The sequence below is a fragment of the Aeromonas sp. S15(2024) genome (assembly GCF_041402265.1).
GTDB classification, from domain to species: Bacteria; Pseudomonadota; Gammaproteobacteria; order Enterobacterales; family Aeromonadaceae; genus Aeromonas; species Aeromonas dhakensis.
The window spans coordinates 40658-53962 of record NZ_JBGLQY010000011.1; the positions used below are offsets into that span (position 1 = coordinate 40658).

Consider the following 13305-nt stretch of genomic DNA (forward strand, 5'->3'; position numbering starts at 1 on the left):
ATTCCTCTCTTTAAACAGCTATGTTGACTGACTGGTTGGCAATCTATCCCTATTTGTTGATAGTTTCACGTTAGTATCCATCGCTAAAATAGATGGATGACCGCATTTTCAGGAGCAGGACGATGAACCCATCGCTGGAACAACTCAGGGTATTGCTGGCCGCCGCGCAGGCAGGCTCCTTCTCGGCGGCCGCGCGCCAGCTGGGCAAGGCGCAGTCGGTAGTCAGCACCGCCATCGCCAATCTGGAGATAGATCTGGGGCTGGAGCTGTTCGATCGCAGCGGGCGTTATCCGGTGCTGACCGAGGCGGGCGTACGCATCAGCCAGGAGGCCGGCATCTTGCTGGCCCAGAGCGCCCGCTTGCAGGCCATCGCCGGCGAGCTGGCCAGCGGCGTCGAGTCGCGCCTGACCCTGGCCATCGATGATGACTCCCACCTGCCCTGGCTCGGCGCCGTGCTGGAGGAGTTCGCCACCCACTACCCGACGGTGGAGCTGGAGCTGCTGTTTCCGCTGATGGAGGATCTCACCGAGATGCTGATCAGCGGCCGCGCCCAGCTTGGCATCAGCTATCAGAAGGAGAACCCGCAGCAGGAGATCGTGGCCCGCTCGCTGGGAGGCGTCGCCATGCCGCTGGTGGTCTCCCCCGAACATCCGCTGGCCCACAAGGCGCCGCTGCGGGAGAGCGATCTGCAGGGGGCTCGCCAGCTGCTGGTGACAGGGCGACGGGAGGGGACGGAGCGCCATCGCTTTCGCCTGTCGGCGCAGGTGTGGTGGGTAGAGGGGGATCTCGGGATCCTGGAGCTGGTGAAACTGGGGCTGGGGTGGGCGGCAGTGCCCGATTTTCTGCTGCACCGGCCGCTGGCTCGGGGCGAGGTGGTGGTGCTCAAGCCGGACTTTATCACCCAGCCCGAGCTGGCGCTGGAGCTGCAGTGGCATCGCGCCCGCCCGCTCGGGCAGGCGGGGCGCTGGCTGAAGGAGGCCCTGCTGGCGCGGGTGCGCTAGCAGGGCGCTTTGCTTCGCTTACTCGGTCAGCTGATAGGGGAGGGGCTGCAGGGTCAGGCTTGAGCCTTCTTCCTGCTTGAGCCGGAAGCGAGCGTCGGCCTCGGTGTCCTTGGGCAGCACGGCGGTGAGCCACAGCTCGCCATCCTGCTGCCAGGCGTTGAGCACCATGCCGCTGCGGCGCCAGTTGTCACCGAGCTGGATCTCCAGGGTGTCGCCGCTGGTAACCGGGGTAGTGGCGGTGCCGCTCAGCACGAACAGGGCACGGTTGTTGGCGCCGCGATACTTGGCGCGGGCCACCGTCTCCTGCCCCATGTAGCAGCCCTTGGTGAAACTGATGCCATCCAGCGCCTGCAGGTTGAGCATCTGGGGAATGTACTCACCCTGATGAACCTCCTCCAGATGGGGGATGCCTGCCTTGATCTCCAGTCCCCACCAGAGCGACTCGGGGCCGCTGGGCAGGGCCAGCGCCAGCGGCTGTTCGCTGACCAGCAGCCAGCGATCGGCTTCGATCCGCACCGCCATGCCCCCCTCGATGAGGCCGCTCTCCTGCAGGTCGTATTGCCCCGCGATCCAGCCATCGGCTCCCTGACCGGCCACGCCGACCGCCTGGCCGTGATTTTCGCTGATCTCGACCTTGGCAAAGATCGCGAACTTCTTGAGCTCGGGCAGCTGGCGGGCCAGCACCGACGGCTTGGTCAGCATCAGCAGGCGATCGCTCAGGCAGAGCAGGCGAAAATCGCTCCACAGCTTGCCCTTGGGATCGCAGTGGCCGCCCAGGGTGTGCTGGCCCGGCTGCAGGGCGTTGACGTCACAGGTGACCTGACCCTGCAGGTATTTGGCGCGATCCGGGCCGCTCAGGCTGGTGATGGCCAGATCGGTCAGAGGGAACAGGGTTGGCTCGGCGGGAAGGGTTGGCAGGCTCACGATGGCATTCCAGAGACAGAAAGTATGTGACCTGCATGGTAAAGACGTAAGGAATGTTTGTCAGCCGGAAAATCCAGCTGGTACCATCGCCGGGTCTTTGTAAGGAGAGTTCCATGTTGAGCCCAATTGAAAAATCCCGCCTGAAGTGGGCCTGCCGCCGTGGCATGCTCGAGCTGGATGTGATCTTTATGCCCTTCTTCGAGCACGAGTTCGACGGTTTGAGCGAGGCCGATCAGCAGACCTTTATCCGCCTGCTGGAGTGCGAGGATCCGGAGCTGTTCCGCTGGAGCATGGGCCACGGCGTGCCGGAAGACCCCGCCTTCGCTGCCATGATCCCGCTGATCCTGGAACGCAATCAGGCCCGTCACGATCGCCAGCGTTGATCCATCCGTACGGGTGTCGATGCCCGTCACCGTCTCCAGGCAGCAGCGTCTGCTGCTGTTGTCGCTGTTTCTGCTGATCCTGTGGCCACTGGCCGCCCTGATCCACGGCTGGCAGTGGGCCCTGTTGCTGCCCTGCTGGGGTCTGGGGTTGTGGCGTGCCTGGCTCGACACAAACCGGATGACCGGTGTGCTGGAGTGGGACGGTCAGTGGCTCAGCTGGCAGGGCAACCGCTATCAGCTGGGGGCGGGCAGCCGCATCTGGCCCGGGGTACTCTGGCTGCAGCTGGTAGCGTTGGAGCGTCCCGCCAGCCGGCTCTGGCTGTTCAGCGATGCGTTGGCACCGGCCCACTACCGCACGCTGGCTCGCGCCATCCACTTCTCCCAGCAGACCCGCTAGCCGCTCTTCCCCATAAAACAGATGACCCCGCCGGAGCGAGGTCATCTTGGTGTTACTGCTTGTTGCTTGCGGCAGAGGTTAGTCCCGCTCCGGTGTCAGCACGGTCGGCTTGGAGTCAGGCTGCATGTCCGGGTAGTCCAGGTTGTAGTGCAGGCCGCGCGACTCCTTGCGCTGCAGGGCGCAGTTGACGATGAGCTCGGCCACCTGCAGCAGGTTGCGCAGCTCCAGCAGGTTGTTGGAGACCCGGAAGTTGGCGTAGTACTCCTGCACCTCCTGCTTGAGCAGGTCGATGCGGCGCTTGGCGCGGGCCAGACGTTTGTTGGTACGCACTATCCCCACGTAGTCCCACATCATCAGCCGCAGCTCGTGCCAGTTGTGTTGGATCACCACCAGCTCATCCGAATCTTCCACCTTGCTCTCGTCCCACACCGGCAGGTGGGGCGGCTCCACGCTCGTCGGCAGCTTGGCCAGGATGTCGGCCCCCGCCTGATGGGCATAGACCACGCATTCGAGCAGGGAGTTGGAGGCCATCCGGTTGGCACCGTGCAGCCCGGTATAGGTCACCTCGCCGATGGCGTAGAGGCCGGGAATGTCGGTCTGGCCGTTGTTGTCGATCATCACGCCACCGCAGGTGTAGTGGGCGGCGGGGACGATGGGCATCGCCTCCTTGGTGATATCGATGCCGACCGCGAGGCAGCGCTCATGGATGGTCGGGAAGTGCTTGATGATGAAATCGGCCGGCTTGTGACTGATGTCCAGATACATGCAGTCGGCACCGAGCCGCTTCATCTCGTGGTCGATGGCGCGGGCGACTATGTCCCGCGGTGCCAGCTCGGCCCGCTCGTCGAAGTCGGGCATGAAGCGACTGCCGTCGGGGCGGCGCAGGTAGGCCCCCTCTCCGCGCAGGGCTTCTGTCAGCAGGAAGTTGGGGTCATCGGGGTGGAACAGGCTGGTGGGGTGGAACTGGTTGAACTCCAGGTTTGCTACCCGGCAGCCGGCGCGCCACGCCATGGCGATACCATCGCCAGAGCTGACGTCCGGGTTGGAGGTGTACTGGTACACCTTGGAGGCACCGCCGGTGGCCAGCGCCACGAAGCGGGCACGGATCACCTCGACCTGCTCGGCGTTGCGGTTCCAGACATAGGCGCCCAGCACCCGGTTGCCGGGCAGACCCAGCTTGCGGGTGGTGATGAGGTCGACCGCGTTGAAGCGCTCCATCAGCTGGATGTTGGGGTGGGCGCGCACCTGATCAATCAGGGTGAGCTGCACCGCCTTGCCGGTGGCATCCGCCGCGTGGAAGATGCGGCGATGGCTGTGGCCCCCTTCGCGGGTCAGGTGATAGTGGGATTCGCCCTCGGCGTCCTCCTCCTGATCGAAGGGGACCCCCTGCTGGATCAGCCACTGGATGGAGTCGCGGGCGTTGCGGGCGGTGAACTCCACCACGGCCGGGTCACACAACCCGGCCCCGGCGTTGAGCGTGTCGCTCACATGGGATTCGATGCTGTCGGTCTCGTCGAACACGGCAGCGATGCCTCCTTGCGCATAGAAAGTGGCCCCTTCACTGATGGGCCCCTTGCTCAGAACCAGGACTTTGGCCTGGTCTGCCAATCGCAACGCGAGAGACAAACCGGCGGCACCGCTGCCAATGATCAGTACGTCGCAAAGGTATTCAACACTTGCTTTCATAAGTATCATTGGCCTGGATTAAGAACTGGCACCATGGTAGCCCAAGCGAGGGTGGTGATGCAGCCTGCGTCACATTTTTTTCAATGCAAGCGAACTTTCCCTGATTCCTCCTGTCTGAACTTGTGCGCTTAGGAAGGGCCGGAAAAGAAAAACGATAACCTGATGGGGGTTTTACGGCTCTGATGAGCGACCAGAATCTACTGGACGAACAGCTGGTTGAACGGGTCCAGCGTGGCGATAAAAATGCATTCAACCTGTTGGTAAAAAAATACCAGCACAAGGTGGTCAACCTGGTGGCCAGGTATGTCAACAATCCGGGCGATGTACCGGATGTGGCGCAGGAGGCTTTCATCAAGGCTTACCGCGCGCTGCCGACATTCCGTGGCGAGAGCGCCTTTTACACCTGGTTGTACCGGATTGCCGTGAACACGGCCAAGAATTATCTGACCTCTCAGGGGCGCAGGCCGCCCAGCAGTGACGTAGAGGCGGAAGAGGCAGAATACTATGGCGGTGGCGAAGCCTTGCAAGAGGTGGCCACCCCGGAAAACCTGACGCTGACCGACGAGATCAAGCGCACCGTGTTTTCTGCCATAGAAGCTTTGCCGGAAGACTTGAGGACAGCTATCACCCTTCGCGAACTGGAAGGGCTGAGCTACGAAGAGATTGCCGAAATCATGGATTGTCCGGTGGGTACGGTGAGATCCCGCATCTTCCGGGCGAGGGAAGCAATCGATAAAAAGCTGCAACCTCTGATCGAGAATTAACTGGGGAAAGACAGGTTAACTTATGGCAAATAAAGAGCAACTCTCGGCCCTGATGGACGGTGACTTGAGCGATGTTGAGGTTCTGAACGAGCTGGGAACGGATCCGGCTCTGCAAGAGACCTGGTCTCGTTACCACCTGATTGGTGATGCCATGCGGGGGGACCTGCCGGTCAATCTGCAACTGGATCTGAGCGACAGCATCATGGCTGCGCTGGAAGATGAACCCACCATACTGGCGCCCAAGCCGGTGGAGAGCAAACCTGCCGCACCGCAGCCGGGTACCTCCAAGACCGCCACCATAGTGCCGTTCCTGCGCCGTGCCGGCCAGCAGGTAGGGCAATACGCCATCGCCGCCTCGGTCGCTGCCGCCGTCATCTTCGGGGTGCAGCAGTATCAGGGGCAGGACGGTGTGCCGACCAACCCGGTACTCAACACTATCCCCGTTGGTGGCAGTGCCTCGCCGGTGAGCGTGCACTATCCGCAGGACGGCAATCGTGCGACCCAGCGTCAGCAGGGGTTGAGCGAACAGCAGATGCAGGAGCAGCGCGAGCGCATCAACGCTTTCCTGCGCGACCACCAGTTGCAACAGCGTCTGCTGCAAGACAAGCAGATTCAGGAATAACGGATTAGGGATCAGAACGTGCGCCAGTCCAGCCGTATTTTGCTGGCCTCTCTCCTGTTGATCAGTGCCAAGGCCTCGGCCGACGACAAGTCGGCCGAGGCCTTGTTGCAGCAGATGCAGAGTGCCGTCTCGCAACAGAATTTCGAATTGTCCATGGTCAAGGCCCGGCAGGGGCGACTCGAGCCTATCCGCTTCAGCCACGGCGTGATCGATGGCAAGGAGGTGGCTCACCTCAGCTACCTCGATGGCAAGACCATCGAGTACCTGCAGCGCCAGGACGAGTACACCTTTTTTGAAAATACCCATGAACCCTACACCCTCAAGGGGGCGCGTTTCCCCGGGGTATGGGCCACCCTGGTGAGAATGCCGTTGCCGCGGGTGCTGGAGAGTTATGATCCTGTGCTGGCCGGCCGCAGCCGGGCGGCTGGGTTGGTGGCTCAGGTGGTGCGGCTGGTGCCCAAGGAGGCCGACAAGTACGGTTTCGTGCTCTGGATTGATGAGCAGAGCAGCTTGTTGCTGCGGGTGGACATGGTGGATCGGGAAGGCAACCTGGTCGAACAGGTGTTGGGGGTGGATCTGGACCGGCTCCCTGCGCCGGCCCCCTGGCTGGTGAAGCTGGCCAGCAGCAAGCTGCCCCAGGCACTGGCGCTGGAAGATGCCTATCCGGCGCCGCAGCAGCAGCTGAACTGGCACCTCACCTGGCTGCCTGAAGGCTTCAAGGTGCTCTCCCGGGATCGTCACCAGCTGGTGACTACCAGTCTGCCGGTGGATTACATGATGCTCTCCGACGGGCTGGTGGATCTCTCGGTCTACGTGGCCCGGGTCGATCCCAAGCAGGCGGTGCGCCAGCAACTGATCCGTCAGGGCGCCACCTCGCTGGTGAGCTTCGTCAATGACGTGGGGGTCGAGATAACCGTGGTCGGGGAAGTGCCAGCCGACACCGCCAAGCGGATTGCCGAATCGGTGCAGCCGCTGGCCCGCAACGAGGCCGTACAGTAAGCCGTCAGACGCGGCTGCTTGCCCAAGGCCGGCAGTCGTGTTCAGATTGGGTCAATCTATCTTTCGTTATTGTGGAACCGTCTTGTGAGTGGAATGAGCGAAGAGCTGGCAACCGTGGTGGCCATTGATGGAGAACATGCCTGGGTGGAGTGCGAACGGCGCTCCGCCTGCAGCGGTTGTCATCAACAGTCCAACTGCGGTACCGGCACGGTGGCCAAGGCGTTTCCATTGAAAGCGCAGCGACTGCGGGTGGCACTCACCGCCGAGGTGAGCGTCGGCCAGCAGGTGAGGCTCGGCATTCCCCAGGCGAGCATCCTGCAGGGGGCCGCGCTGGTCTATGTGCTGCCGCTGTTCTGCCTGCTGGCGGGGGCCCTGCTGGGGCAACTCTGGCTGGCACCCCTGCTCTCTGCGGGGGAGGGGGTCACCATCCTCTGCTGCCTGCTGGGGGGCCTCGTCGGTTTTTCACTGGTTCGTTACTTTTCCAACCGGCTCGATCAGGGGGGCTATGGTCCCCGCATGCTGGGTGTGGTCCTGCCCACCCGCCACCTCTCCTGACCGTGCAGGCCGCTATTTCTGGTGCTTCGTCGACTAAAGATTGGCCGTCGACCGGGTTATCCAGTAAAATCCTGCCTCCATATCCGGCCCTAACCTAATTTTGAGTGATTCTTGCTCGATGAAACACATTCGTAACTTTTCGATTATTGCGCACATCGACCACGGTAAATCGACCCTGTCGGACCGTCTGATCCAGACTTGTGGCGGCCTCTCCGACCGCGAGATGCAGGCTCAGGTGCTTGACTCCATGGAACTGGAGCGCGAGCGCGGCATTACCATCAAAGCACAGAGTGTGACCCTGAACTACCAGGCACAAGACGGTAACACCTACCAGCTGAACTTTATCGACACCCCGGGCCACGTGGACTTCTCCTACGAGGTCTCCCGCTCGTTGGCGGCCTGTGAAGGGGCACTGCTGGTGGTGGATGCCGGCCAGGGGGTTGAGGCACAGACTCTGGCCAACTGCTACACCGCCATGGAAATGGACCTGGAAGTGGTGCCGGTGCTGAACAAGATCGACCTGCCGGCCGCCGAGCCAGAGCGGGTTGCCGAAGAGATCGAGGACATCGTCGGCATCGACGCGGTCGACGCGGTGCGCTGCTCCGCCAAGACCGGCCTCGGCGTCGATTTGGTGCTGGAAGAGATCGTGGCCAAGATCCCGTCTCCGGAAGGGGATCCGGATGCCCCGCTGCAGGCGCTGATCATCGACTCCTGGTTCGACTCCTATCTGGGCGTCGTCTCTCTGGTGCGGATCAAGAACGGTTCGCTCAAGAAGAATGACAAGATCAAGGTAATGAGCACCGGCCAGACCTGGGGTGTCGATCGTATCGGTATCTTCACACCCAAGCAGGTGGATACCGACGGTCTGGGCTGCGGCGAGGTAGGTTGGGTCGTCTGCGGCATCAAGGACATCCACGGCGCACCGGTGGGCGATACCCTGACCCTGGCCAAACACGGTGCCGAGAAGGCGCTGGCCGGCTTCAAGAAGGTGAAGCCGCAGGTCTATGCCGGTCTGTTCCCCATCTCCAGCGATGACTACGAGTCCTTCCGCGATGCACTGGAGAAGCTGTCGCTCAACGACGCCTCCTTGTTCTACGAGCCGGAGAGTTCCACCGCACTGGGCTTCGGCTTCCGTTGCGGCTTCCTCGGCATGCTGCACATGGAGATCATCCAGGAGCGGCTGGAGCGTGAGTACGATCTGGATCTGATCACCACGGCGCCGACCGTGGTCTACCAGATCGAGCAGACCGACGGCACCACCATCCACATCGACAGCCCGGCCCAGATGCCCGCCATCACCAGCATCAAGGAGATGCGTGAGCCGATCGCCGAGTGTCACATTCTGCTGCCGCAGGAGTACATGGGCAACGTGATCACCCTCTGTATCGAGAAGCGTGGCGTGCAGACCAACATGGTCTACCACGGCAAGCAGGTGGCACTGACCTATGAGATCCCGATGGCGGAAGTTGTGCTCGATTTCTTCGACCGCCTCAAGTCCACCAGCCGCGGTTACGCCTCGCTGGACTACGGCTTCAAGCGTTTCGAAACCTCCGACATGGTCCGTCTGGACATCATGATCAACGGCGAGCGGGTCGACGCCCTGGCCATCATCACCCACAAGGAGAACGCCCAGTATCGCGGTCGCCAGGTGGTGGAGAAGATGCGCGAGCTGATCCCGCGCCAGATGTTCGACATCGCCATCCAGGCTGCCATCGGCAACCAGATCATCGCTCGCAGCACCGTCAAGGCCCTGCGCAAGGACGTGACCGCCAAGTGTTATGGTGGTGACGTGAGTCGTAAGAAGAAGCTGCTGAACAAGCAGAAAGAAGGCAAGAAACGGATGAAGTCTCTGGGCCGTGTCGACGTGCCGCAGGAAGCCTTCCTCGCAATTCTCCACGTCGGAAAGGATTAATAGATGGCAAGCACGTTTTCCCTGATCCTGGTGGTGGTCTGCGCGATCACCGGTGTTATCTGGTGTCTGGACAAGATGATCTGGTCCAAGCAGCGAGCCGCCAAGATTGCCGTGGCCCGTGCCCACGGCGGCGCCCATCTGGACGAGAAAACCCTGGCCAAGGTGGCCCCCGTGCCGGTCTGGATCGAACAGACCGCCGGGGTCTTTCCGGTCATCACCCTCGTACTGATCCTGCGCTCCTTCATCTTCGAACCGTTCCAGATCCCGTCTGGTTCCATGATGCCCACCCTGCTGGTGGGCGATTTCATCCTGGTGGAGAAGTTTGCCTACGGCCTCAAGGATCCGGTGACCAACACCAAGTTCCTCGAGACCGGTGAACCCAAGCGCGGCGACGTGGTGGTGTTCAAGTATCCGCTGGATACCCGGGTGGACTACATCAAGCGCGTAGTCGGCATGCCGGGGGATCGGGTCATCTATCGTAACAAGGAGCTGATGATCCGGCCCAAGTGCGAGGAGCAGGAAGGGAAAACGTGCCCGGGCTTCCAGAAGCTCGACGTCAAGTTTGAACAAAGGGGTGAATTTACCCAGATGGGGATCCCGCTTGACCGCTATACCGAGCAGCTGGGCGAGGTGTCTCACGAGACCCTGCGCAACCCGCTGATGCCCGATATGGTCGGCCGTTACTACCGCCAGCCCGGCACCTACCCCGACGAGTGGGTCGTACCGGAAGGTCAGTACTTCGTCATGGGGGACAACCGTGACAACAGTACCGACAGCCGTTTCTGGGGCTTCGTGCCCGAGCAGAACCTGGTGGGCAAGGCGGTCGCTATCTGGATAAGTTTTGAATTCGAGCGCGAAGAAGGCTCCCTGCTGCCTAGCTGGGTACCGACAGGGGTGCGCTTCAACCGCATTGGCGGAATCAAGTAAATGAATATCAAGATGAACAGACTGCAGTCCCGTCTCGGGCATGTCTTTCAGGATCAAGAACTGCTGACCCGGGCGCTGACTCACCGCAGCGCCGGCTCCCGTCACAACGAGCGACTGGAATTTCTGGGTGACTCCATTTTGAGTCTGGTGATTGCCGACGATCTGTTCCACCGCTTCCCGCAGGCGGCGGAAGGGGATCTCAGCCGGATGCGCGCCACCCTGGTACGCGAGAAGACGCTAGCCGAACTGGGCCGGGAGTTCGACCTCGGGGATCACCTGATCCTGGGGCCGGGCGAGCTGAAGAGCGGTGGTTTTCGCCGTGAATCCATTCTGGCCGACACGGTCGAGGCGGTGATCGGCGCCGTCTATCTGGATACCAATCTTGAGACGGTACGGACCCTGCTGCTGGGCTGGTACGCCAGTCGCCTGGACGAGATTAAGCCGGGCATAGAGCAGAAGGATCCCAAGACCCGTCTGCAAGAAATTCTGCAGGGAAGCCGCAAATCCCTGCCGACCTACACAGTGACCAACGTCAAGGGCGAAGCCCACAACCAGGAGTTCACCGTCCAGTGTGAGGTGGAAGGTCTGGATGGTCCGCTGGTCGGGGTCGGCACCAGCCGTCGCAAGGCCGAACAGGCCGCTGCGCAGCAAGCATTGGAAAAACTGTCATGACAGATACTACCTACTGCGGCTTTGTCGCCATCGTGGGCCGCCCCAACGTGGGCAAGTCCACCCTGCTCAACAAGCTGCTTGGCCAGAAGGTCAGCATCACCTCGAAGAAGCCCCAGACTACCCGTCACCGGATCCTGGGGATCGACACCGAGGAGAACTATCAGACCATCTACGTGGATACCCCGGGTCTGCACATTGAAGAGAAACGGGCCATCAACCGTCTGATGAACCGCGCCGCCACCAGTTCGCTGGGGGACGTGGCCATGGTGGTGTTCGTGGTCGACGGCACCCACTGGACCAAGGACGACGAGATGGTGCTGGGCAAACTGCGCAACCTCAAGTGTCCCGTGGTACTGGCGGTCAACAAGATCGACAACGTCAAAGAGAAAGAGGATCTGCTGCCCCACCTGGAGTGGCTGGGCCAGCAGATGAACTTCTCCCATATCCTGCCCATCAGTGCCGAGAAGGGCACCAACGTGGAGAAGATCCGCGAGTGGGCCAAGGATCTGCTGCCGGAAAACGTCCACTTCTTCCCGGAAGATTACGTGACCGATCGCTCCTCCCGCTTCATGGCCTCCGAAATCATCCGCGAGAAGCTGATGCGCTTCACCGGTGAGGAGCTGCCCTACTCGGTGACGGTGGAGATCGAGCGCTTCAAGGTGGAAGAGAACGGTCTCTACCACATCCACGGCCTGATCCTGGTGGAGCGCGAAGGCCAGAAGAAGATGGTCATCGGCAACAAGGGCGAGAAGATCAAGACCATCGGCACCGAGGCCCGCATCGACATGGAACGGCTGTTCCAGAACAAGGTGCACCTCGAGCTGTGGGTCAAGGTCAAGTCCGGCTGGGCCGACGACGAGCGCGCCCTGCGCAGTCTCGGCTATGGCGACGACTGATTGCTGACCCCGGCTTTCGTCATTCACAGTCGGCCCTATCGGGAGACCAGCCAGCTGGTCGAGGTTTTCACCCAGGATAGTGGCCGTTTTACCCTGGTGGCTCGCGGTTCTCGCGGGCCACGCTCGCCTCTGAAGGGGCTGTTGCAGCCCTTTACCCTGCTCACCATCGCCTGGCGTGGCAAGGGGGATCTCAAGAATCTCACCCAGGTCGAGTGCCCGGATCACTCCCTGCGCCTCGGTGGCGATCGCCTCTTCTACGGCCTCTATCTCAACGAGCTGGTCTACTACCTGCTGGAGGCACACACCCCCTTCCCCGAGGTGTTCGATGCCTATGCCCGCGCCATCATGGCGCTGGCCGACGGCGAGACCCCGGAGCTGCCGCTGCGCCGCTTTGAGTTCCTGCTGCTGCAGGCGCTGGGTTATGCGGTGGACTTCGAGTACACGGCGGATGACGAGTCGCCAATTGAGCCAACCCTGCTCTACGGCTTCGAGCGGGAGTTGGGCTTTGTCGCTTGCGAACGGGCGCCGGATCCCCGTACCCTGTTTCTCGGCGCGCATCTGCTGGCCTTTGCCGAGGGGCGCTTCGATACTCCCCCTCTGTTGCAGGCGGCCAAGCGTTTCAGCCGGCTGGCACTGCAACCCTATCTGGGACGGCGTCAGTTGAAGAGCCGGGAGCTGTTTTTAAAGCGCAGAGGTGCAGGCCAGGGCTGAGGGCCCGCCGGCCCTGTGCCTCTGCCGCGGGTTGCAACCTGCAACCCCCCACGTGACATACGGATATCCGCGCGGTAGCCGCGCAGCCAACAGATGAAGAGTTTCAAGGAGTCCTCAATGAGTGAAATCTATCTGGGTGTGAACATCGATCATATCGCCACCCTGCGCAATGCCCGGGGCACCCAGTATCCGGATCCGGTACAGGCCGCCTTCGTGGCCGAGCAGGCCGGTGCGGATGGCATCACGGTGCACCTGCGGGAAGATCGCCGCCACATCACCGACCGTGACGTGGAGATCCTGCGCCAGACCATCCAGACCAGGATGAACCTGGAGATGGCGGTGACCGAGGAGATGGTCGGCATCGCCTGCCGTATCAAGCCTCACTTCGTCTGCCTGGTGCCGGAGAAGCGCACCGAGGTGACTACCGAGGGGGGTCTGGACGTAGCCGGCCAGCTGGACAAGGTGACCGATGCGGTGACCCGTCTGGCCGCCGTCGGCGCCCAGGTGTCGCTCTTCATCGATGCCGACCCCATCCAGATCGATGCGGCCGCCGCGAGCGGTGCTCCCTTCATCGAGATCCACACCGGTCGCTACGCCGATGCCACTACGGATGCCGAACGCAACGCCGAGTTCAAGCGCATCGCCGCCGGTGCCTCCTATGCCGCCGGCAAGGGCTTGAAGGTCAATGCCGGCCACGGCCTGCACTACCACAACGTCAAGGCCATCGCCGCCATCCCCGAGCTCTATGAGCTCAACATCGGCCACGCTATCATCGGCCGCGCCGCCTTCGACGGCCTGGCCAAGGCGGTCAGCGACATGCGCCTGCTGATGCAGGAAGCCCGTCAGGGGATCTGAT

General features: G+C 62.0%; 15 protein-coding genes. 13 read left to right on the forward strand and 2 right to left on the reverse strand.

All coding sequences use genetic code 11. The features are described from left to right. The first annotated feature begins 122 nt into the window (after positions 1 to 122). Entirely contained in the window at positions 123 to 1001 is an 879-nt protein-coding gene (locus ACB033_RS18555) for a LysR family transcriptional regulator (RefSeq protein ID WP_043170438.1), read from the forward strand. 18 nt (positions 1002 to 1019) lie between these two features. Here the strand turns inward: ACB033_RS18555 and ygfZ are convergent, their stop codons facing one another. After that, positions 1020 to 1925, reverse strand: a complete 906-nt coding sequence (ygfZ, locus tag ACB033_RS18560) for a tRNA-modifying protein YgfZ (protein WP_126881174.1) — start codon at positions 1923 to 1925, stop codon at positions 1020 to 1022. Positions 1926 to 2038: 113 nt separating this feature from the next. On the opposite strand from ygfZ, the gene ACB033_RS18565 reads away from it, so the two are divergent. Then, positions 2039 to 2308, forward strand: a complete 270-nt coding sequence (locus tag ACB033_RS18565; RefSeq protein ID WP_005309363.1) for a succinate dehydrogenase assembly factor 2 — start codon at positions 2039 to 2041, stop codon at positions 2306 to 2308. Between the two features lie 19 nt (positions 2309 to 2327). Then, on the forward strand, positions 2328 to 2705 hold the full coding sequence (locus tag ACB033_RS18570; RefSeq protein ID WP_139398098.1) for a protein YgfX: 378 nt from the start codon (positions 2328 to 2330) through the stop codon (positions 2703 to 2705). Positions 2706 to 2783: 78 nt separating this feature from the next. Here the strand turns inward: ACB033_RS18570 and nadB are convergent, their stop codons facing one another. Beyond that, the gene (gene nadB / locus ACB033_RS18575; protein WP_043170434.1) at positions 2784 to 4391 is read right to left on the reverse strand and encodes an L-aspartate oxidase; all 1608 of its coding nucleotides are present in this window, start codon (positions 4389 to 4391) and stop codon (positions 2784 to 2786) included. A 182-nt stretch (positions 4392 to 4573) separates the two neighbouring features. On the opposite strand from nadB, the gene rpoE reads away from it, so the two are divergent. From rpoE to pdxJ, 10 genes are all read left to right on the forward strand, one after another. After that, entirely contained in the window at positions 4574 to 5155 is a 582-nt protein-coding gene (gene rpoE, locus ACB033_RS18580) for an RNA polymerase sigma factor RpoE (protein ID WP_005309371.1), read from the forward strand. A 22-nt stretch (positions 5156 to 5177) separates the two neighbouring features. Then, positions 5178 to 5777: an RseA family anti-sigma factor gene (locus ACB033_RS18585; RefSeq protein WP_139725114.1), complete on the forward strand. Its 600-nt coding sequence runs from the start codon at positions 5178 to 5180 to the stop codon at positions 5775 to 5777. Positions 5778 to 5795: 18 nt separating this feature from the next. After that, entirely contained in the window at positions 5796 to 6776 is a 981-nt protein-coding gene (locus ACB033_RS18590; protein ID WP_010635033.1) for a MucB/RseB C-terminal domain-containing protein, read from the forward strand. A gap of 93 nt (positions 6777 to 6869) precedes the next feature. Continuing rightward, entirely contained in the window at positions 6870 to 7331 is a 462-nt protein-coding gene (locus ACB033_RS18595; RefSeq protein ID WP_139725138.1) for a SoxR reducing system RseC family protein, read from the forward strand. A gap of 118 nt (positions 7332 to 7449) precedes the next feature. Beyond that, complete coding sequence (gene lepA, locus ACB033_RS18600) at positions 7450 to 9243, forward strand: translation elongation factor 4 (RefSeq protein WP_005309379.1); 1794 nt, start codon at positions 7450 to 7452, stop codon at positions 9241 to 9243. Between the two features lie 3 nt (positions 9244 to 9246). Beyond that, positions 9247 to 10170, forward strand: a complete 924-nt coding sequence (lepB, locus tag ACB033_RS18605) for a signal peptidase I (RefSeq protein WP_005309381.1) — start codon at positions 9247 to 9249, stop codon at positions 10168 to 10170. Then, positions 10171 to 10842, forward strand: coding sequence for a ribonuclease III (rnc, locus tag ACB033_RS18610; RefSeq protein WP_005309383.1), 672 nt, complete (start codon positions 10171 to 10173; stop codon positions 10840 to 10842). After that, positions 10839 to 11738: a GTPase Era gene (gene era, locus ACB033_RS18615; protein ID WP_017786466.1), complete on the forward strand. Its 900-nt coding sequence runs from the start codon at positions 10839 to 10841 to the stop codon at positions 11736 to 11738. Before rnc ends, era begins: the two co-directional genes overlap by 4 nt. After that, positions 11739 to 12449, forward strand: a complete 711-nt coding sequence (gene recO / locus ACB033_RS18620; RefSeq protein ID WP_017779322.1) for a DNA repair protein RecO — start codon at positions 11739 to 11741, stop codon at positions 12447 to 12449. A gap of 117 nt (positions 12450 to 12566) precedes the next feature. After that, positions 12567 to 13304: a pyridoxine 5'-phosphate synthase gene (gene pdxJ / locus ACB033_RS18625; protein WP_017779321.1), complete on the forward strand. Its 738-nt coding sequence runs from the start codon at positions 12567 to 12569 to the stop codon at positions 13302 to 13304. Position 13305: the final 1 nt, after the last annotated feature.